This window comes from Psychrobacillus sp. FSL K6-2843 (genome assembly GCF_038626375.1).
Taxonomy (GTDB): domain Bacteria; phylum Bacillota; class Bacilli; order Bacillales_A; family Planococcaceae; genus Psychrobacillus; species Psychrobacillus faecigallinarum.
Map to the genome: position 1 here is coordinate 847122 of NZ_CP152021.1, position 22333 is coordinate 869454.

Annotated in this window: 23 protein-coding genes and 1 pseudogene; 23 read left to right on the forward strand and 1 reads right to left on the reverse strand. The window is 32.8% G+C overall.

Going from position 1 to position 22333, the window contains the following annotated elements; all coding sequences use genetic code 11:
• The first annotated feature begins 4 nt into the window (after positions 1-4).
• From MKY94_RS04215 to MKY94_RS04325, 23 genes and pseudogenes are all read left to right on the forward strand, one after another.
• Positions 5-1189 carry an O-antigen ligase family protein gene (locus tag MKY94_RS04215; protein WP_151111182.1) on the forward strand — a complete coding sequence of 395 codons (1185 nt, stop codon included), beginning with the start codon at positions 5-7 and terminating at the stop codon, positions 1187-1189.
• Positions 1186-2406 carry a hypothetical protein gene (locus tag MKY94_RS04220; protein WP_154311396.1) on the forward strand — a complete coding sequence of 407 codons (1221 nt, stop codon included), beginning with the start codon at positions 1186-1188 and terminating at the stop codon, positions 2404-2406. Before MKY94_RS04215 ends, MKY94_RS04220 begins: the two co-directional genes overlap by 4 nt.
• 86 nt (positions 2407-2492) lie before the next feature.
• Positions 2493-3806 carry a nucleotide sugar dehydrogenase gene (locus tag MKY94_RS04225; RefSeq protein ID WP_342578090.1) on the forward strand — a complete coding sequence of 438 codons (1314 nt, stop codon included), beginning with the start codon at positions 2493-2495 and terminating at the stop codon, positions 3804-3806.
• A 314-nt stretch (positions 3807-4120) separates the two neighbouring features.
• Positions 4121-4684, forward strand: a complete 564-nt coding sequence (locus tag MKY94_RS04230; RefSeq protein ID WP_340862681.1) for a DapH/DapD/GlmU-related protein — start codon at positions 4121-4123, stop codon at positions 4682-4684.
• A gap of 177 nt (positions 4685-4861) precedes the next feature.
• Entirely contained in the window at positions 4862-5989 is a 1128-nt protein-coding gene (locus MKY94_RS04235) for a DegT/DnrJ/EryC1/StrS family aminotransferase (RefSeq protein WP_342578091.1), read from the forward strand.
• 252 nt (positions 5990-6241) lie between these two features.
• A complete protein-coding gene (locus tag MKY94_RS04240) occupies positions 6242-7297 on the forward strand; it encodes a sugar-transfer associated ATP-grasp domain-containing protein (RefSeq protein WP_186318240.1) in 1056 nt (351 codons plus the stop codon).
• A 916-nt stretch (positions 7298-8213) separates the two neighbouring features.
• Positions 8214-8690 (forward strand): DUF2628 domain-containing protein, encoded by a 477-nt coding sequence (locus tag MKY94_RS04245; protein WP_342578092.1) that lies wholly within the window; start codon positions 8214-8216, stop codon positions 8688-8690.
• 161 nt (positions 8691-8851) lie between these two features.
• Entirely contained in the window at positions 8852-9277 is a 426-nt protein-coding gene (fabZ, locus tag MKY94_RS04250; RefSeq protein ID WP_342578655.1) for a 3-hydroxyacyl-ACP dehydratase FabZ, read from the forward strand.
• A 687-nt stretch (positions 9278-9964) separates the two neighbouring features.
• A complete protein-coding gene (locus tag MKY94_RS04255) occupies positions 9965-10324 on the forward strand; it encodes a hypothetical protein (RefSeq protein ID WP_144540339.1) in 360 nt (119 codons plus the stop codon).
• Between the two features lie 673 nt (positions 10325-10997).
• A complete protein-coding gene (locus tag MKY94_RS04260; RefSeq protein ID WP_342578093.1) occupies positions 10998-11297 on the forward strand; it encodes a hypothetical protein in 300 nt (99 codons plus the stop codon).
• 214 nt (positions 11298-11511) lie between these two features.
• Positions 11512-11979: a DUF2691 family protein gene (locus tag MKY94_RS04265; protein WP_144542059.1), complete on the forward strand. Its 468-nt coding sequence runs from the start codon at positions 11512-11514 to the stop codon at positions 11977-11979.
• Between the two features lie 304 nt (positions 11980-12283).
• Positions 12284-12415 carry a hypothetical protein gene (locus tag MKY94_RS04270; RefSeq protein ID WP_342578656.1) on the forward strand — a complete coding sequence of 44 codons (132 nt, stop codon included), beginning with the start codon at positions 12284-12286 and terminating at the stop codon, positions 12413-12415.
• 289 nt (positions 12416-12704) lie between these two features.
• A complete protein-coding gene (locus MKY94_RS04275) occupies positions 12705-13055 on the forward strand; it encodes a hypothetical protein (protein WP_342578094.1) in 351 nt (116 codons plus the stop codon).
• 157 nt (positions 13056-13212) lie between these two features.
• Entirely contained in the window at positions 13213-13692 is a 480-nt protein-coding gene (locus tag MKY94_RS04280; RefSeq protein WP_342578095.1) for a hypothetical protein, read from the forward strand.
• A 227-nt stretch (positions 13693-13919) separates the two neighbouring features.
• On the forward strand, positions 13920-14540 hold the full coding sequence (locus tag MKY94_RS04285) for a zinc dependent phospholipase C family protein (RefSeq protein ID WP_342578096.1): 621 nt from the start codon (positions 13920-13922) through the stop codon (positions 14538-14540).
• Positions 14541-15180: 640 nt separating this feature from the next.
• Positions 15181-15660, forward strand: a complete 480-nt coding sequence (locus tag MKY94_RS04290; protein WP_144542056.1) for an NUDIX domain-containing protein — start codon at positions 15181-15183, stop codon at positions 15658-15660.
• Positions 15661-15746: 86 nt separating this feature from the next.
• Positions 15747-15869: a hypothetical protein gene (locus MKY94_RS04295; RefSeq protein WP_342578097.1), complete on the forward strand. Its 123-nt coding sequence runs from the start codon at positions 15747-15749 to the stop codon at positions 15867-15869.
• Positions 15870-16112: 243 nt separating this feature from the next.
• Positions 16113-17078: a M23 family metallopeptidase gene (locus MKY94_RS04300; protein ID WP_342578098.1), complete on the forward strand. Its 966-nt coding sequence runs from the start codon at positions 16113-16115 to the stop codon at positions 17076-17078.
• Positions 17079-17620: 542 nt separating this feature from the next.
• Positions 17621-18823, forward strand: a pseudogene (locus tag MKY94_RS04305) (IS110 family transposase).
• Between the two features lie 250 nt (positions 18824-19073).
• Positions 19074-19373, forward strand: coding sequence for a hypothetical protein (locus tag MKY94_RS04310; protein WP_191696601.1), 300 nt, complete (start codon positions 19074-19076; stop codon positions 19371-19373).
• A gap of 120 nt (positions 19374-19493) precedes the next feature.
• Entirely contained in the window at positions 19494-19670 is a 177-nt protein-coding gene (locus MKY94_RS04315; protein WP_191696600.1) for a hypothetical protein, read from the forward strand.
• Positions 19671-19762: 92 nt separating this feature from the next.
• On the forward strand, positions 19763-19954 hold the full coding sequence (locus MKY94_RS04320; protein ID WP_144541839.1) for a hypothetical protein: 192 nt from the start codon (positions 19763-19765) through the stop codon (positions 19952-19954).
• 140 nt (positions 19955-20094) lie between these two features.
• Positions 20095-20499: a hypothetical protein gene (locus MKY94_RS04325; protein WP_191696599.1), complete on the forward strand. Its 405-nt coding sequence runs from the start codon at positions 20095-20097 to the stop codon at positions 20497-20499.
• 545 nt (positions 20500-21044) lie between these two features.
• Here MKY94_RS04325 and MKY94_RS04330 read toward each other — a convergent pair.
• Positions 21045-22283: an IS110 family transposase gene (locus MKY94_RS04330; RefSeq protein WP_342578001.1), complete on the reverse strand. Its 1239-nt coding sequence runs from the start codon at positions 22281-22283 to the stop codon at positions 21045-21047.
• Between the last annotated feature and the right edge of the window lie 50 nt (positions 22284-22333).

Sequence of the window (22333 nt, forward strand, 5' to 3'; positions counted from 1 at the left end):
ATTTATGGTGAAAAATAAATCAGATGATCAAAAAATAAGCATAGCAATAATGGCATCCTTTATAGTTCTTACTATACAATATTTTCTTCTGATTTATTTTAATCTTATTGGGACTGCAGCGGGCTCAGGAGTACAACTGATATCGAAAGTACTAGTAGGTGTATTGTTTTTGTATGCCTTACCTGCAGTGCTAAAAAGAAGCTTAGGGAAATTTATAGGAGTATATTTTGTAGCTATTCTCATCTTTCTTTTAAATTATTTATTTTTCCCTCAAAATCATTTCTATTTAAAGCAGTTAATATTCCCGTTATTTGGAATGTGCTTGCCGGCGTTTATATATACGATGAGCTTAAGAGATTTTGAGATTTTTAAGAAAGTGATGATCAAGTCAAGCTATATAGTATTCTTTTTTGGAGCATTATTGGGTCTCATAATAGTTTCAGGAAATGCAACTGCCGGTTCCTATAGTATGGCTCTTTCCTATTATATGCTACTGCCAGCAATTCTTTTTTTAGATAGTCTGATAGATAAATATTCCAACAAGGCTCTTCTTTTTTCTTTAATATCTATTTTTGTTATTCTAGCCCTTGGTTCAAGGGGGGCGCTATTATGTATTGTTGTATTTATTGCGTTAAAAATGATTCGTTTGATCTTTCAGATTTCCTATTCTAAAGTCTTTTATAACCTTTTAGTAGTGGTCAGTCTAGTTTTCTTAAGCCTCAATTTAGATAAATTATTTAATATGCTATATGAAATATTAAATAAATACGACATTAATAGTAGAAGCATAAAACTATTTTTGAGCGGTGAAGTACATCTAAGCGGTAGAGATTACATATATGAAAATCTAATAAAGGCTGTTATGAACAACCCCTTCCTAGGACTCGGACTAGGGGCGGATCGGCGGATTATTGGTAAAGAGGGAGGATATGCACATAATTTCTTTCTCGAGATGGTTGTTAACTTTGGTGTAATAGCTGGAGGTATAGCAATCCTTATCATCTTGTTTTTATTAGTAAGAAGTCTATTAACAAAAAATCTAAATAACTATTTTTTAATAATCATTTGGATTGGTTTAGGGTTTGTCCATTTAATGATAAGTAGTTCCTATATTACGGATATTAAGTTTTGGATTTTATTAGGTTTACTTATCAAACTAAATTTAGAAAACGGTGAGAGATTAACATGAAAAACAAGAAATTTCTCGTGGATTCCCTATTAAATATTATATCAGCTGCTCTACCATTACTTATCCTACAGCTTGTATCCTATCCTCTAATCGCAAAAGCTTTAGGAGGAGAAGAATACGGGCTAATAATAACACTAATCAGTGTGTTTACGGTTGTGAGTTTTCCATTAGGTAATGTATTGAACAATATACGTTTATTGAAGGATAATGAATACAAGGAAAAAAACGAAGAAGGAGATTTTAATCCTTTACTGGTAGGTTCTTCTTTTGTAAGTATTCTTCTAATTATTGCTATTTCCTTCTACATAGACTCCAGTTTAACCCTTCTGGATTATCTATTATTAAGTCTGATAACTGTTGCATCAATCTGGAAGGAGTATTTAGTAGTAACTTTCCGATTAGTTTTGAATTATAAAGGGATTCTTTTAAATAATATCTATATGAGTGTCGGTTACCTAATAGGTTCCATCATATTTTTATATTTTGAAAGCTGGCAGATTATCTATTTCACCGGACTGCTATTTAGCTTGATCTATATTTTTCGTCACACAAGCTTACATAAGGAAAAGTTTAAATTATCTGCTCTATATAAGGACACTGCTTCAAAAGGTGTATTATTGTATATAGCCAATCTATTGAAAAATGTTCTTTCATATGCTGACAAATTAATCTTACTTCCTTTGCTAGGACCTGTTAGTGTAGCTATTTATTATAGCTCCACTATTCTGGGGAAAATTATTTCGATGATGATTAACCCAGTGAACTCTGTCATTTTAAGCTATTTAGTTAAGGTAGATAATATTAGTTTGAAAAAAGTAATAAAGATGTTTAGCATCTCTTGTGTATTAGGTGCAGTCGGCTATCTTGCAACTGTTTGGATAAGCCCATACTTCTTAGGTTTTTTCTATAACGACTGGGCAAAAGAGTCGCTAGAGTTGGTTTATATTACTACAGCTACTGCTATTATAAGTGTGCTATCTACAGTAGTTCAGCCATTCAATCTTCGTTTTAACAAAATTAGCTGGCAAATTTACATGAGCGGACTTCATTTAGTCGTTTACGTTTCGGCAGCCTATTATTTTTACAAGATAGGTGGATTGAAAGGATTTACATTTGGTGTTCTTGTAGCAGCAGTGTTTAAGCTAATTATGCAGTTAAGTGTTTTTATGCTTAATTATCGAAGAAGCAAAACAGTTAAAAGTTCCAAAGGTGGTTAAGTCCAACCTAAAGGACTTCCAAAATTGGTACTAAATAAATTTACATAAACAAATAAAAAACGTTAGAAGAAAGTAGGACATAGAAGATGAAAAGAAAATTATTAGACAAGATTGAAAACAAACAAATTACAGTAGGTGTAATAGGGCTAGGATATGTTGGACTTCCATTAGCTGTTGAAAAAGCGAAGGCGGGCTTTAAAACATTAGGCTTTGATGTTCAACAAGAAAAAGTGGATATGGTCAATAAAGGACAAAATTATATTGGAGATGTAGTTGAGACAGAATTATCTAGTATAGTTGAATCTGGCTTGCTATCAGCTACCACCGATTTTAGTCATATAAAAGATGTCGATTTCATTGCTATTTGCGTTCCAACTCCTTTAGACGAATATCAACAACCAGACGTAAGCTATCTGGAAAGCTCTTCAAAAGAAATAGCTAAGTATCTTACAAAAGAAACGATGGTTGTCCTTGAGTCAACAACTTACCCTGGAACAACAGAGGAATTAATTAAACCAATTTTAGAAAATGGTTCTGGCTTAGTTTGTGGAACTGATTTTTACTTAGGATTCTCTCCAGAGCGTGTAGACCCAGGTAATTTGGTTTACAAAACAAACAATACACCGAAAGTAGTTGGTGCAATTGGAGAAGAAGCTACAGAGGTTATTGCAGAAATGTATCGTGCAGTTTTAAAAGGAGAAGTAATTACTGTTTCCTCTCCGGCAATTGCAGAAATGGAAAAAATTCTTGAAAATACATATAGAAATGTTAACATTGGGCTTATAAATGAGCTTGCGATGTTAAGTAATAAAATGGGGATTAATCTATGGGAAGTTATTGATGCAGCTAAATCTAAGCCTTATGGTTTCCAAGCGTTTTATCCAGGTCCAGGGTTAGGTGGTCATTGTATCCCTCTTGACCCATACTATTTGTCATGGAAAGCTCGTGAATTTGGTTTCCACACATCAATGATTGAATCTTCGATGATGGTTAATGATCGTATGCCTGAGTATTGTGCAGAAAGAGCAAGTAAAATCTTGAACAGAGATAGAAAACCTATGAATGGATCTAGAATTTTAGTGCTAGGTGTTGCTTATAAGCAAGATATTGAAGATTTTAGAGAAAGTCCGGCTATTCGAGTAATTGAGGAGTTAGAGAAAGAAGGAGCAGACGTAGTTTACTTTGACCCATTTGTTCCTGAATATCGCGAAAATGGTGAAGTGAAAAAAGGTGAACCTGAGTTAACTGCTGAATTACTAGGTAATGCAGATCTAGTAATCATAACAACAGCTCACACAACTGTAGACTATGACTTTGTTCAAAAACATTCTAAAGTGATTTTTGATACGAAGAATGCTATGAAATCTATCACTAATAGAGAAAATGTAGAATTATTATAGTTAAGTTTATTTCATAAATAGCAATTTACCGATTAAACATGAACATTTCTTCTTTGTTGAATGTAGAGGCAGGCGGTGATTGCGAAAGAGATGAGGGAGCCAGATAAGCCATCACAACGCACTCATAGAGGACGGTGATGGCTTATCGATCACTCCGCCGAAAGCGGCCGACAAGAACGTCAATTAAATTATAAGAAGAAAAGCATGTATATATCATATTCCTTCTTGATTGTTCGTGTTTTTCATAAAAACAGGAATTATGAAAATGATTCAATTTTAAAAGATAACTGTATTTACGATATGGAGGCCTGAACATGAATTTCTATGTACATCCGAGTAGTTACGTAGACGAAGGTGTTATAATCGGTGAGGACACAAAAATTTGGCATTTTAGTCATATTCAAAAAGGCGCAAAAATTGGTGAAAAATGTTCTTTAGGTCAAAACGTCAATATTTCTAACAATGTCCAAATAGGTAATGGAGTGAAGATCCAAAATAATGTTTCCATTTACGAGGGTGTAGAGTTAGAGGATTACGTATTTTGCGGACCATCGATGGTTTTTACAAATGATTTGACTCCTAGAAGTAAGTATCCTAAGGGAGCAGAAGGATACAAAAGAACGTTAGTTAAATACGGTGCTTCGATTGGGGCAAATGCAACTATCGTGTGTGGTAATACGATTGGTCGTTGGGCAATGATTGCTTCAGGAGCGGTAGTAACCAAAGATGTACCTGATTATGCTTTAATGACAGGAATACCTGCCAAACAAAAAGGTTGGGTTTGTGAATGTGGGCATGTACTGAAAAATGAGTTAAAATGCAGCGAATGTGAAAGAGAGTATAATCTTTCTAACGGGGTTCTAACAGAAGGTAAATAAAATATAGTTAAATATTTAGGCGACCAATTTTAAGTGTGTGGAGTGATAAGTTACCCCGCTAAATTTGTCGCCTGTCGTTTTAACTAGCCAGATGACTCTGGATATTTTATGATGATAAAATAATCCCTACCAAATTCACTAAAGTAACGACTATTAAGAATAGAAAGCTGGGCTATCATGGAATTTAGAGATTTAAAAACTCAATATCAAACATATAAAGATGAAATTGATACAGCAATTCAGAAAGTGATTAGTAATGCAAACTTTATAGGTGGCAATGAAGTAAAAGAACTAGAACAACAATTATCAAAGTATACAGGAGCCAAACATACTATTACATGTGCTAATGGAACAGAGGCATTATCTCTTGTTTTAATGGCCTGGGGTATTAAAGAGGGAGATGCAGTATTTTTACCTGATTTTACTTTCTTTTCAACAGGTGAAGTAGTTTCATTTGTTGGAGCTACTCCCATTTTTGTTGATGTAGATAGAAACACCTTTAATATTGATACGAAAAAACTAGAACAGGCAATCATTAAAACAATGGAAGAAGGAAAACTATCTCCAAAGGTTATCATTCCTGTAGATCTATTTGGACTTCCAGCTAATTATCCAGAAATCTTAAAAATTGCTCAAAAGTATAATCTTTTAGTTTTGGAAGATGGTGCTCAGGGCTTTGGTGGAAGCATTGATGGAAAAAGAGCTTGCAGCTTTGGTGATGCGGCAACTACATCCTTCTTTCCAGCTAAACCGTTAGGAGGCTATGGAGATGGAGGAGCTATCTTTACTGATGACGACAATTTAGCAGAGTTGTTACAGTCTCTAAAAGTACATGGAAAAGGAAGTAATAAATACGACAATGTAAGAATTGGTGTGAACTCGAGATTAGATACTATCCAAGCTGCCATTCTTCAAGTCAAACTAAAAGCCTTTGATAAGCATGAGGTTACAGATGTCAATCGTGTAGCAAGTCATTACAATGAACGCTTAAAGGATGTCGTTGAAATTCCTTATATTCCTGAAGGCTATGTTTCTAGTTTTGCTCAATACACGATTAAGCTTAAGAATAAGACTGAACGAGATAATCTCCAAAACAAGCTAAAAGAAGAGAATATCCCAAGTATGGTCTATTACGTAAAACCAATGCACAAACAAGAAGCATTTGAAAACTTAGAGTATATAGAAGAAGATTTCATCGTAACAAATGAGCTATGTGATACAGTACTTTCCTTACCGATGCATCCGTATTTGAGTGAAGCGGAAGTCGATCAAGTTTGTAAAGTTATTAAAGAATTTATGAGTTAAAATCATGAGCAGTCGAAGTAATTCGACTGCTTTTCTATACTTGATAAAGATCTAATTGGAAATTATTATTTGCTGATTTAGTTTCATCAATTTAGACAAAGAAACAAAGAAGAATATTACAGGTCAAAGAAGTTATTGTGCATCTGTCACGCAATCAACCAAGTAATAAATATTAGTACTTCACTGAACAAATGTACTATCTATGAAATTAACACAGCTATTTATTTAATTCAAAAAGGTGGATGTGCTTTTATGATAAAGAATAAAGCGATTAATCTATACCGTCAAACTAATATCTATCGTACTTTTATGAAGAAAAACTTAAAATCCTCTGTGAATAAAGGAATTAGTAAGAAAATCAATTTTTCTAGAAAAGGTTTCTTAAGTGAGTCTGCGATAATTTATAATTTTACTAAAAATGATCCGAAAGAGTACTTATCCGATATCCAACGATTAAATACTAGATACTTAAATAGCCCCTATAGTTTTATTTTAGATGAAAAGTTAGTGTTCGAATCCATGTACAAGCAACATATTACTATTCCTAAAAATTTTAGTTTAATTGAAAAAGGAAAGTTTTTATGCTTAGAAAATGAGGAAAAAATTGATTCGGCATTAAAAATTTTAAACTACTTAGATAAACATAATGCCTGTGTTATTAAGCCTATACGCAATGGCGGTGGATATGGGATTTTTGTTTTAAAGAAAATCAAAGAAGAATATTACTTAAATGAAAAACAAGTAGATGAAAAAGAATTAGAAAAAGTAATTTCTAAGTTGCACAATTATGTAGTGAATGAGTTCGTAGGACAAAGTAATTTCAGTAAGGAGTTTTATCCAAAGACTACTAATACTATTAGAATCCTAACTATGATAGACCCAGTCACTAACAAACCTTTTATACCTATAGCTGTTCAAAGAATGGGGAACTTAACATCCATTCCTGCTGATAATTGGACGCAGGGCGGTTTAAGTGCAGCGATTGATCTGAATAGTGGAGAGTTAGGCGAAGGTGTGACGTATCCTAAAAACGGAAAACTAGAATGGTATAGTGAACACCCAGAAACTAAGTCTAAAATTAAGGGAAAGATAGTTCCCCATTGGCATGAAATTAAAGAAAGTATATTAAATGCAGCCTCTCTCTATCCATATATTAAATACGTTGGTTGGGATATTGTAATTACAGATGATGGATTTTCTGTACTTGAGGGAAATAATTTTAGTGACGTAAATTTATTACAGGTCCATCGACCATTACTAAGCGATGAAAGAGTATCAAAATTTTATAAATACCATGGAATCATATAGTAATGATTTCCGCTTTCATTTCTTTCCTCAGGATGAATAGTTTAAATTTTTTAGAAAGAAAATAAAGACGAGGTCACAGAAATCATAAATTCTGTGGCTTTTTTATATTTAAATGGAAAGTAAGTTTATAAAAACTATTAATTGTATCTAGTACAAGAAAGATGACAAAGCTTGGTGGGCCATATTGTATATGGTTGGGAACAGTAGATAGCTTAATGCGGTAAAGAGACATTGACAGTCTGGGGATAAAGTAAGGGCTACACGAAGCCGACCACAAAAATTGTGAAGCATTGTTAGTTGAATTGACGAAGATTCTAAGTGAACAATGACTAAGACAAAATTATATCATAGGAAAATAGTTTATAGAAAAAGAAGCAGTTATTTTGGTAATCTAATTAGCTGCTTCAATTAGATTAGTTTTTAGAGTTAAACTCAAACCGTTTTATATAATTACAACCCTCACAAGCCATGCCGAGTTGTTTATTAGTTTCTGGATCGATAAAATAATATTCATTATAGCCACAAATTTCACATTCTTTTATGTGTAGAATTTTTCGAGGCCCAATCTCCTTGTCTAACTTAGAACGAAAGTCTGATAACAATCTTTACACCCCTTCATATAATCTCTTTTATTTCCCTTATAATTCGACAAAAATCTTGTGCATTTAATAATATTTTGTGCATATATTCGACGAAATCATGTCTTTTACTTTCAATTTTATCTTACAAGAAAATTAATCAGGAAAAATAGAAGTTTAAAAAATATAGATTTCATATTTTGTGATTCTTTTCATAAATAAATTCATAAAATTAACATTTAAATAGATTTTTGTGTTTATGAAGTGGTGAAAATAGGTATAAAAGAAATGGTTCAAAAATATAATGAACATTAAAATTATAATGGGGAGGTACACAGGTGGTCAACAAGAATTTCCCAGAGATAGAAGAGAGGTTGCTAGGGGCTTATGTTGGAGCTAAAAACAGAGAGTATTATTTTAATAAATGGGCGAAGAGTGCTCAATCTTGGAACTGGGCAGCTTTTTTCCTTTCTTTTTTATGGCTAGGCTATCGTAAGATGTATTCCTATATTTTCATGGTGATTGGTATTTTCCTTTTGTACGACATAATCATTGTTTTTAGTGGATTTGAATTTGGTATGGATAGCACGATAGGCATAACAGTATCTGTTATTTGTGGTCTATTAGGCAATTATTTATATCTAATGCATGCAAACAAGGAAATAAAAAGAGTTACTGAACAGAATTCAGCGAGTATGGAAAATATTCATGCAGAGCTCGAAAAGCGTGGGGGAACTAGCTGGCTAGGGGTGCTGGTAGCTTTTGGAATGATAATTATGTATATCATACTAGCAGCATTTATATATGGAGTTTAATAAAATAATACTTTCGTAAAAACCGATGCAGTTACGTTACTGTACATCGGTTTTGTCGTTTTTAATACATAATGATTAATATTGAAATTTATAGTATCAACTATTAGTAGTAAGTGCTAATATAAATGTTAAAAGTATTATTAGGAGGAAAGAGTTTAATGATATTAGACATTCAAAAAATTAAAGAAGTAATTAGACATCGCTATCCATTTCTTTTAGTGGATAGAATTTTGGAATTAGAAGAAGGAAAACGAGCAGTTGGTATAAAAAATATTACTGCTAACGAGAATTTTTTTAACGGACATTTTCCGGATTATCCAGTGATGCCAGGTGTATTAATAGTGGAGGCATTAGCTCAAGTAAGTGCAGTTGTAATGTTAACAAAAGAAGGGAACAAAGGACGATTAGGGCTTTTAGCAGGTATAGATAAATGCCGTTTCAAAAAACAAGTTAAACCAGGAGACCAACTTAGGCTAGAGATCGAGATTACAAGATTAAAGGGTCCTATAGGGAAGTGCAAAGGTATAGCAACAGTCGATGGAGAACTGGTTTGCGAAGCAGAAATAACATTTGCGTTCGGTGATTAAAAAATACTAGGGAGAACTTATTCAACTAACGGATGTTTAAAATTTGACCATCGTTTCGATGGTCTATTTTTATGTACAGAACATTAAGTTGATCCCAGATATGCATTGTGAAATGTTACACTTAAACTAACGGTGCAGTTTAGTTGAAGAATTTAACTGTTTTTTTTTTACTTGTTTCAATAGTTTGGAGAGTAGCCTAAAATTGAGTTCTATAGTGGTAAGAAAGAGGTTTATATATGATTTTCAAGAGAACGTTTATTGTAATATTACAGGCAAGGAATCTTTAAGTAATGAATGAAGCAAGTTTAGTATCAGGAGTTTTATTTTTTGTGTGCTTTATTGGGTTAATACTAGTTATTGGTGTTAAAGAATCCAGTCTTCCAAAAGAACATTCCACCATAAGTAGTGCACCTTTTTGGTTGAATTTAATTATAGTAGCTATGTCATATTTGCCGTACAGAGTCTGGAAATTGATAAATGTGATTTTCTTATTATTACTAACTATTTTGTTTGGTTATCTATTTTTAACTACATTGGGAATAAATTAATAAAACTAAATCTTTTTCAACTAATGCGTGCTTTACTTGAAGAACATAGAGATGCTTAGACAACTCTTATTCTTATTGAACTAAAGGTGCAGTTTAGTTGAAGAAATTGTTATAAAGACGTTCAGCAACAGGAGAAAAAATGGAATATAAAGACTTAGCAATACACTTTACAGATGAATTTGAAGAGTACAAGCGTTACTTACAAGAACATATTGAATTTAATGGTGAAATCCTAAATCATGTCTTCTTTGGTGAATGCAGCAATTATTTTAATGAACTCATTGGAAAAGAGAAGGATATACCAAAGATAAAGGAATTATTTGATTATCTTGAACTGATGGCAACTTCAGGAGATGATGAAGTGAAAGAATTACTAAGCGTTACTATTCTTGCACAACTTGGCGACTCTAAAAAACTATTAAAAAATGCTTATAAGTATATGGGTTCAGAGACGAGGAAAGCCTCAAATGAAATTGAAAAATTTTGGGGTAGAAATTGAACTAACAAGTACTTTAGCAAAATATGGCCATTTTTTAGATGGTCTATTTTTATGTCCAAAACATTAAGTTGATCCCATATATGCAATGTGAAATGTTACACTTAAACTAAAGGTGCAGTTTAGTTGAATAAGGAACAGGAAATATTTTTATATAGCGTATTCGATATAATAATGATTAAAATGGGATGACGTATGTTTTATTACTAAGTTTTATTAAGAGTGGGAGATTGTATGAAAACCTATATGAAAATTTTTATGTATTTCTTTGTAATGATAGCTATAATCGGGATGACGAGTATTTATTCTAGTGAATTCAAAGGTCATTTAATACTTTAGATGTTATGGATATTTCAAGAATGATTTTGATATACATAATTAAATTAGTGAGTGGATTACTTCTTATTGATACTCACATGAGATTTAACGAAATATCCAATGTAAAAAAAACATTATTATTAGTAATTGCTATTCCAAGCTCAATGTTTGTTTGTGCATTTCTCACAACCATTGAGCTTTAAAAAAATTTAATGTTCATCAACTAACGAGGTGCTTAGTTAAACAAGTGGCTGCCTGTAAGGGAGCTTTTTCTTATTGAACTCACGGGGCAGGTTAGTTGAATAATGTTGTTTAACTTGTGAGAAAATCTTTTGTTTAAAAAAACAGTTTTAAGAAGGTGAAAGTTCTGGAAAGAAAAGTTGAATTAAAACACTTTTTATTAGGTGGTTATACAATCGGTTTTGTTGCTGGATGTCTAGGGGGCCTTCTATCCACGATCAGCACCACATTTACTCTTAGTTTTTCTTTTGAAAGTATTTTTTGTATTGTTGTGGTTTTACCAATATTTTATTGGGTGTATCGCTATTCAGGAATGGTTTTCAATGACGAAACAATGAAAATGAAGTTGTTATACTTTTTTATTTCAATGTTAGGTTTATTTTTTGGATTATTCTTTTCTGAATTACTTTTAAGTTAATAAATAATCTCTCAACGTAGAGGGTTATGAAAATTAAGTACGAGCCAGCTTCAATAACCTTTGATTTTTCAATCGGACGATTATTTTAAGAAACGTCTCTGTTCTTCTTCAACTAACGGGTGCTAGACTTGTAGAGCATTGATGCTTAGACAGCTCTTATTCTTATTGAACTAAAGGTGCAGGTTAATTCAATAAATTAAAGGAAGGTGAAGAAATGAAACGAGGAATCAGTTTTGAAATTCCCAATGAATACGGAAGGTTTCTTTGGGAGGTATTAACTCCCTTTGAAATTACTAAATTCATTTGGCTAAGTGGAGGCGAGGAATCATATTTAGTTGAGGATGATGAATTAGGAAAACCACTATTCGCAGACGAGGTAAACTGGATAGAGGGCTTATCCCTTAAAGAACTTTTAGAAGATAATAGATATTATCTCATTTTTGTGGACTTAAAAGCCTACTCAAAAGAGAAAAATCCATCAGTAATTGAGACGTATAGAGATTTTTTAAATAGTGATTGTGAACTCGTATTATTAGTTGTTGATTCTGTTTATGTCACGATTTATTGTAAGGACAATGAAAAACTTGAAAGATTTTATGATAATGCAAAGATAAAAAGGTTTGAAAACCTCCAATACATTACTGATAAAAATGACACAAGAATAAAGCTATCAAATTGGTAACAGTGATTTATAACTATGCCTTCTTATTCCACTAACGAGGTGCTTTAGCAAAATATGGCCATCTTTTCGATGGTCTATTTTTATGTCCAAAACATTAAGTTGATCTCAGATATACATTGTGAGATGGTACACTAAATTAACGTCGCAGGTTAGTTGAAGATCATAATGTTTTCAACTTATCAAAATTGGGGGGCTTTATAATGAGATATAATATTAAAGGAATATGTAAAATTTATCATAAGAAGAGGGGTGGGGCTGGATTTCAATCGAAGGGGAGGATGACGTATGGGTACATTTCAGTAGTATTCAATTGGATGGGTTTAAATCACTTACCAAAGGTGAGGCAGTATTGTTTGACCTTGAAGAAAACTCAAATTTAAAAGAACAATCACGTCGAGCTGTAAATGTTAAGAAACTAGTAAATAAGTTCAACTAATGGGTGCTTACTTCAAGAAAAGAGAAAAATCTTTTTCTCAAACCAAAGCGGAAGGGTAGAAATATTTACAACTTCCGAAACATCTATTTTGACTATATCTGAAATGTTTTTAATTTTAATCAATAATAATCGATTATGATTTTAAATTACTTGGTCCCTTATTAAGCTAACGGGTGCTTTAATTCAAGAAGGAGTAAAGCCTTTTCTCTTATTGAACTAACGCAGCAGTTTAGTTGAACAAAAAATTAGGGAAAAGTAAAACATATATTAGAACGGGTGTGGGTTAATTATGTCTGAATACATTATCCATTTAGATAACGATTTTGATAAAGAAGAAGCTTTTGAAATAACAGGAGACAACATTGGATTAGTAACCGTTATGGATAGTAGCGGAAATGATATAACAACGAATTGTAGAGTACAAATTACTCTAAGTAAGAATGCATTACTCGGATTAGGTACTGAGTTAATTCGTTTAGCACACGATTATGGTGATGGAAAGCACTTCCATATAGAACCGATAAATAAAGAATATGTAGTCCAGTCTAAAGGGATTATGCTTCACCCAGAGAGTTGTGAACTTATATTGGGTTGTGGAGATTTCGATTCATATACTGAATATACAAAAGAAGAGGTTTAGTTGAGATTGTGAAGCAATGTACTTAAACTAACGGGGGCTTTACTTCCAGAGGAGTAAAGCCTTTTTCTTGTTGTATTAAAGCATCAGTCTAGTTTAAGAAGGAGTTCTGAAAACGATTGGTGAAATAACCAATATGTATATTCAGGAGGAGATTATTTTGAATGGGGTGAGTCAAATAATTATCAGAAAACTTGTTTCAGCAGTAATGGCTTGTGTATTGGTTATGTTCATCTATTTCATAGAAGAACAGACTGGTTTTGTATTCATAATAGGTATTTATCTATTTCCTATTCTTTTGATTTATGGAGTACCAGTATCTATTCTCTCCGATTTTGTTACAAAAAAACTAAGAGGATTCTTTAGAGGTAGTATTGCGTTATTCATCCACTTATTTCTAGCCGCATTGTTTGTTATGATTCCAATCTTATTTTCAGAATGGGAAAGGGAATTGTTGATTTCTGACACTAGTAATTTATTTGATAACTTTTTCTTCATTACTTCTCTGCTATCTTCATTTCTTTTCTACTTTTTAGATGAGTTTCTTAGGTCTCAACTAGCTAAATATTTGCATCAGAAGATACTATTGTCTAAAAGAGCTAAAGCTCTGTGTGAAAAAATTGGTGATATGAGAATTTAGGGAAATGTATTAGCTTATTTAACTAACGGGTGCTTTAGCAAACTATGGCCAACATTTCGATGGCCTATTTTATGTCCAAAACATTAAGTTGTTCTCAGATATGTATTGTGAAATGTTACACTTCAACTAAGCAGCAGATTAGTTGAAGTAGAATTTGGAAAGCAAAAGGGTTTTAAATGTGTTTATTGAACTAATATTGATGATTTATTAAAAAGGGGGAGAGTATTTTGGGTTCAAGAATAATGCACTCGATTATTGGGGAAAAAATTGCGGAGGGTTTATCGATGGAAGACAAAACATCATTTTTGCTTGGAAGCATTGCTCCAGATGCAGTTTTTTCACACGAAGAAAAGAACTTTTCACATTTCTTTATAGGTGAAGTGCAAGATTATTCAAGAAGCGTTGATTATAAAGGTTTTATCCATAAATACAATTCGCAATTAGAAAATCCTTATATATTGGGGTACTTTGCACATTTAATTGCTGATGATATTTGGTTAAGAGGTTTTAATCTTTCTTGGTTAAGAAACAGAATGAATGCTGATGAAGGATTATATAAGTTATACCATAATGATTTCCGATTGCTAAATGGAAAGTTACTAGAGCACTATGGTTTTACAAATAAATTGAGAAAAATATTTAGTCAGTATCCTGCAATTATAGATTTGGATGAGGTTTCTTCCAAAGATGTTGAGAAATTTGCTTCTTATGTGTTAGAGGATATGAATTACGACAAGGAAGTTCTAAATGAAAAACTTAATATTTTTACTTTTAATCAAATAATTGGCTATATAGAGACATCAATTGAACTGGGTATAATGAATATAAAACCAATTATTACAAAATAAATCTTCAACAAATGGGTGCTTTAGCAAAATATGATCATCATTTTGGTGGTCTATTTTTATGTCCAATACATTAAGGTAATCTCAGATATGCATTGTGAAATGTTACACTTAAATTAACGCAGCAGGTTAGTTGAACAAGGAAATCTGATAAAATAAGGATTCATTTATAAAAAAATCTAAGCTATATGACTGATTAGCAACCAGTCGTGATTATTATGATTATTGAAATTGACGGTTTTTTTCAACAAGTTCTACTTACGGGTAAAAAGTGTTCAAAACAGCAACTAAAGCTAAAGTACCTCAAAGCTAAAGAATTAGCATTAGAGACAAGTAATAGTAATCTTACAAATGTCTTTTGCAGTCTTCACAATTTTGAACAAATACCTTATTCCAACCATATTAAAGTTGATTTTGTAATTGATACTGATACAGATAGGATATATTCACCCTCTTATTAAGCTAACGGGTAGCTTTACTTCAAGAAGGAGTAAAGCCTTGTTCTTATTCAACTAAAGTAGCAGTTTAGTTGAATAAGAACAAATAAAGGATTTTATTATTTAACGTTGAATTATCTAAATTAATCAAGTGCATTTTCATCGTTATAATGTTACTTTTTGAAATTAAATTAGGGGGTTATTAAATGCAGTTTCATATCAGAGTACGAGCAGGTGCAATTATCATAGAAAATAATAATATATTATTAACAGTATATAATGACCCGATAAGAGGTATCGTCTATGATTTACCTGCAGGTGGAACAGAACCAAATGAATCTATTACTGATGCAGTTAAAAGAGAAGCCAAAGAAGAAGCATGTATAGATGTAGAAGTAGGCCCTTTAGCATTTGTTTATGAATATACACCACATCTTAATCTTGAAAAGTTTGGAAAAACACATACATTAGTTATGATGTTTGAATGCAAAATAATAAACCACACGACTCCAAAATTCCCCAAAAATCCGGACTCGAATCAAATAGATGTTAAATGGCTACCTATAGCAGAGTTACAAAATGTTGAAATGTATGCTAATATCGGTTCTTATTTACAGAGTTACACCACTAACGGTAGAAACATTGAACTAATCGAAGAACATAAACTAAATCAAGCTGTTAGGTGAAATTTTGAGGAATTAAATATGACCATCTTTCGATGGTCTATTTTTATACCCAAAACATTAAGTTGATCCCAGATATGCGTTGTGGAATGTTTGATTTTGGGGATGCAATTACAGGACTTGTTGAACTACCAATACAAATCGAATTCGTTGGATGGACATCACTAGAAGGAACTTACCATTTGATGCAAATAGAATGTAAGAATGCCTAAGTGATTATAATGAAGAGGGTTATATTGTAAAATGTGATTTCTTATTCATCTAGCGGTGCAGTTTATTGTACCAAGGATTATAGTCAGATTTACAAAGCTAAGTAAAGAAATCTTATCAAACAATGCTTTGGGAAACTTTTAAAACAACTAAACTATTCTTCCATTTTTCGAAACTTTCAGTTCATTGTATTCGTAAAGATAAACGAATGGATTATTTTTGAATGCTGAGATTGGAGGATACATATGTCAAAATTAGACTTAAATAAATTTGGGGCACATTTTATCAATGAAGAGTTTGAATTACTTTATAAAACTACATCAAAAGATTTTCAAAATCTTCTTGGGTTAAATGAATTTCAAAATATATGCCATTCTTATAAACAAGGTATACAAAAATTAGAGAAGTTTTCCGAAAAGGAATGGTTTGGTACAACTCAAGTTATTTGGATAGACCAAAATAAAGAAAAAGCGATTCAGTTAGCATATGATCCTAGGCAAGTAATTACAGGATTTTATTTGAAACCTTTTATCACTTACGACTCTGACAAAAGACGGACAAAAAACCAATATCGAATGCCAATCCGTGATGAGTGGTTCGTATTTTGGGGCGGTACAAATGAGTTTGATAATTATCATTATGCGTATGAAAACCAACGCTATGCTTACGATTTAGTACGTGTAATAAACGGGGTAACATATGAGGGTACAAATTTAATCAATGAAAATTATTTTGCTTTCGGCAAAGATATTGTTGCTCCGTTGAATGGGAAAGTTGTAGAAGTAGTAGATGGTATTAAAGATAATGTACCTGGTAAAATGAACGAGCAATATCCAGCCGGCAACTATATAGTAATTGAACATTCAAACAAGGAAAATAGTATGATTGCACATTTTAAAAACGGCTCGATTTTAGTAAAGGAAGGCGAACATGTTAAAGAAGGCCAACTATTAGGGCTATGTGGGAATTCAGGCAATTCGTCAGAGGCACATATCCATTTTCAAGTAATGGACTGCCCACAATTTGAAAAAGCTAAATCAATTCGCATCCAGTTCCAAAATCATCTTGAACCAGTACAGGGAGATACAGTGACGTCATGGCCTTTGGATGACAATAAGATGGATACTTTTGATAAAATAGAAAATTCATTAACCTTTACAGATATAGTACTAACGATTCCAAAAATCATTGGACAGTATTTTAAGGGATAAAGAAAAAATTTATAAAGCATGCAAAACAAATTCAAAAAATGTTCCCAAATAAAGTTTGGAATTAAATATAACCTCTTAGAATTTTGATTTAACAGCGTTGTAGGAGATTTCTCTTTGTTTAACTTTAAACAGCTTTTTATTAAGTCGTTTAGTGATGGATACCACAAGACTTTTTTATTGTTCACCCTCAGAGTTGTGAACTTATATTGGATTGTGAAGATTTCGACTCATATACAGAATGTACAAAAGAAGAGGTTTAGGTTAGATTGTGAAATATTGTACTTAAACTAACGGTGCATTCGTATTATAAGGTTAACCAGTTTTTACTGGTTGACCTTATTTTTATAGGATTTAATATATCAGTAGCCAGGGTAGGACGTACGGGTGCGTGGGACAATGATCCCGTCGGCTAAACTGTCCACCCCCTACTTGTAGAAACATGTTTGAGGCTGGTTGGGACATAGATCTCGTATAACAAGCGAAGCTATGACACTATAAGGAGGAACAGGGGTACTGGTGAGTTAGTCAGAGGAGGAAGTTAAATGAACCCAGTAGTTGGTCTGGATGTGGCAAAAGGAGAGAGCCAAGTTCAGGCATTTTTAGATAAATCGAAGCCGTTTGGAAAGAGTTATTCTATGAAGCATACACAAGAGGATTTAGACCATTTTATAGGCTTCTTACATGAGATTGAAGTGATGACCGGGCAAATGCCTATAGTCATTCTAGAATCTACAGGCCATTACCACTCTCCTGTTATTCAATGCTTGGAGGAGAATGAGGTTTTATATATCTTGCTTAACCCTATTATTTCTTATCAAGCGAAGAGATCTAGTTTAAGAAAGGTAAAAACAGACGCAATTGATGCGTATCAGTTGTGTATGCTTTATTACAAAGAAGATTTTGAACCTCATAAAAAAAGAGGGATTCAACTCTTAAATCTTAGAAATCTATCGAGACAACAGGAGCTTGTGACGAATATGTATGTGGAGGCTAAGCTACAGTTTCACACTATTCTAGATCAAGTGTTTCCTGAATACCGCAAGGTTTTTGGTGATCTTTATTCAAAGGTTTCTTTATTGATGTTAAAGAAATACCCAACTTCAGAAGATGTAATAGCAGCTGGAGAAAGTAAGCTAGCGGAGTGTGTGATGGAGTTTTGTCCAAGACGTTCTAGTCAATGGGCATTGGAAAAGGCAAAAAAACTAATGGATTCTGCCTATCGAAATCCATTTCAAAAAGTGGTGTATCATAGTCACTTGATCAATCTTCAAATGTATATTGAAATGCTTTTTCAGTACCAAGGGCACCTTTCGGAGTTGGAAATTCGTATAGTGACCTTGGCAAATGAATTAGAAGATTACAAGATTGTCCAATCGATTCCAGGAATCGGAGAAAAGATCGCTGCCACGATAATCTCTGAGATCGGAGAAATCGAACGGTTTAATCATCCGAAAAAACTAGTTGCCTTTGCAGGAGTAGATCCCAGTGTTCACTGATCAGGAAAGTTTACTGCCACAACCAATCGTATTACAAAACGAGGTTCAAGTAGATTACGCCATGCTTTGTATCTTGCCGTATTGTGTGGTATCAGAAGTTCAAGAAACAACAAGCTGAAAGAATTCTATGATAAGAAGAAATCAGAGGGAAAGCCTGCAAAAGTGGCGATAGTAGCCTGTATTAACAAACTGCTTCATTGGATTTATGCTTTATTAAATAGCAAAGAAACTTTCCAAGATATAGCGTAATTACTGGTTACAAGTAATTAAGAGAAAACCTTCCAAAAGGTTTTTGGAGGGCTATTTGTCATGCATAAAATAGTATATCATAAGATTAATAATAATTTTAGAGAAAAATATTGACATCCTATTAGCTGGTTTAGTAAAATGTGGCCATCATTTCGATGGTCTATTTTTATGTGCAATATATTAAGTTGATCTCAGAATATGCATTGTGAAATGTTACACTTAAACTAACGCAGCAGGTTAGTTTAATAAGGTGAAAAACAGGTACAATAACACCATTGATGGAATTGAGGTAATAATTTTGTGGGAAGCAGTTATAGTTGGATTATTTGGGATTGGCTTCTTTGTTTTAGGTTTTAGACACAACAAGAAAATCCATAAAGAAGAGGGCACAGGCACTGGGATAAATGAATCATTAATACTTTCATTCATTGTTGAAGGGTTATTTTGGATATTTGATAAACTTCCATACTGGGTCGCTAAAACTTTATATTTTATATTATCTATTGTTTTATTTGTTTGGAGTTATATTTTATTTAGAGATTCATATTAAATTAACGGGTGCTTTACTTCAAGAAGGAGTAAAGCCTTTTTTCTTATTGAGAAGAGAATCCTTTAAAATGATTGTAGGTTTCAAAAGTTAGAATATACTGTAAATAAAGGAGAGATAAATATGATTTGGTTAATAGTTTTTATTATTCTTTTTATTATTATCACCTTTGCTGTATTAGTTGACAGGAGAAATAAGAAAATTAATAACAATAATCAAAATCCAATTAATTCAAATGCAAAACCAGGAGAAAGATCTAACTATATGATGGGAGATAATAAATATACAAATGGGGAATAATTCGCTTAATTTATAGAGTTTGTGAAGTGGTGTACTTAAACTAACGGGTGCTTTAGAAGAGTTATAAAGCATATCAAATGAGGAGGTTGGAAATGAAAAAAAATACTAGGTTTTTCGAAGAATATAACATTAGTAGCGTAATTATTTTTTATGGAATTGTTTTGCTTTACACCTTGTGGATTGGTATAGAGATAGATGTAAAAAAAATATTTACAATTCTAGTTTTCACAATTATTTTTTGGTTAGCAAATAGTTTGCAATCATCCAAATCACCCCAAAAGTAATTTATTTTTGCAATATTATATATATTTTTGAAATAAACAAGCGGCTGCCTGTAATGGTAGCTTTTTCTTATTGAACTAACGAAGCAGTTTAGTTGAATAAGGATTTATGTCGATTGTCATTAGAAAAGGAGAAAAATCATATGTTTGACATAATCTATGCATTAATTGGGCTAATCATTTGCACCTCTATAGTAATCTTTTTTGTGAAAAAAAAACGGGGGCATAAAGATTTTTATTTTAGTGTTATTACAGTAACCTTTTTTGGAATCCTATGTTTGTTTCTTATAATTTGGAATACAGTGGATTATATTGCCATTAAAAATAAGGACTTTCAAACAGTGAGTGGTCAATGTGTCGTAACAGAATTTGAATCAACGGGTAGAACAACTAACCATCAACTTCACGTAGAAATTAATGGTCTTGTTGTTTTTGGAGAGTTTGATGATTTTAGTGATGTTAGACGAGGGACCTATCCTTGCACTGTAAAATATATCGAGAAAACTCGTACACTGTTTAGTATCAAGCCAAATTCCACTAACAAGTAAATTTGGATAAAAATTGATGTGAATTGAATAATATAAAAAAAGTCTTAGTGAACATTTCGCCCATTACTTGAATTAGATGAAAAGGTGCTTGTTCAACTAACGGGTGCTTTAGAAAACAGGGCTATCAGGTAAGACAGCCTTTATCCACAAATGAAGGAAAAAAGTGTTGCAAGCAGCACTTTTTATCTTTAAAATTTTCTTCCTTTGTCGCCAAACCAGTAGATAGAACCCATGATAAAACAGAAAACAAAGAATATCAAGGCGAAAAATGCCATAACGACAAGACCCAAACTCATACCTCCTTTTCTCAGCAATCGTTATTAGTATTATATTTCATCTTTCGGAATTATATTTAAATTATGTTAACCGTGATTAAGAAGGGGAAAAGGAAGTTTGTGAAATAATGTACTTAAACTAAACCAGCTAATAGAATGTCAAGAAAAACATTTTAAATCGAAAAACACTTCATGTTATACTAAAAATGCACAACACAAATAACCCTCCAAATTTAATTCGGAAGGTTTTTGATATATTTGAAAATTATGTTATTTAATAGTTTCTTGGAATGGTGTTTTCGTTTTTAAAATCGCATAAATCCAGTGTAAGAGCTTATTAGCACAAGCTATAACGGCTACCTTATACGGCTTACCTTCATCGCGTTTTAAATCGTAGAAGGATCGTAATCGTTTATTTCGTGCAATGGTTTCATCTTTTGTTTTCTTTTTACGGCTATCTCGGATTGAACAGCGAACAGCTGTGTAAAGCGTGTGGCGAAGCCTAGCTGAACCGCGTTTGGTAATGTGATTTTTCGTGCCTTTAAAGCGACCTGATTCAAACACACTTGGGTCTAGACCCGCAAAGGCTACTAACTTTTTCGGATGATTAAACCGCTCAATTTCCCCGATTTCTGAAAGAATCGTGGCCGCGATTTTTTCACCTATACCGGGAAGTGACTGGATTAATTCATATTCTTCGAGTTGTGCCGCCAATTGATCCATCTCACGCTCTAACGTGGAAAGTTGTTGGCGGTACGCTTGAAGTAAATCAATATACATATTCAGACTAACGAGAAGGCTCTGATAAAGCGTTGACTGAAATGGGTTGCGTTCCGCCGCTGCGATTAAGTCCTCAGCTCTTTCATACGCCCAATTAAATGAACGTGCTTTACAATGCTTATCAATAAATTGTGCAATCTCTTCTACACCTGCTTTTAGTACTGATTCAGATGTAGGAAAGGACTGTAAAGTCCTTAATGAAATCTCAGCGTATAAATCACCATAAACTCCTTTATACTCCGGGAATACTTGATCTAATATGGCTTGAAATTGTAGCTTTGTTTGAACCATAATTCCCGTCATATTTTCGTGTTGTCTTGTGAGATGTCGAAGGTTTAATAGCTGAATACCACGCTTTTTCTGAGGCTCTAAATCCTCTTTGTAATATAGTTCACCTAAGTGATAGGCATCAATGGCATCAGTTTTAGTTTTTCGTAAGTTAGAGCTTTTTGCTCGATAAGATACCAGTGGATTTACGATTATGACAATGTACTCTTGTGCCTCTAAAAACTGTACAACTGGGGCATGATAGTGACCTGTTGATTCCAAAACAACAGGTGGTTTTAACCCTGTTTTGCGCTCTAAATCTAGTAAATAAGCGTGTAACTCTTCAAGACCTTCCACGGTATGTTGAATCTTCACACTGTTTTTATAGGGCATTTTTTTATCCAAGAACATTTGAACCTGACTTTCACCTTTTGCGACATCCAGACCGACTACTGGATTCATATTTTATCTCCTCCTCATAAAGTGTATTGACCGGTAACCTCTATCTAGCT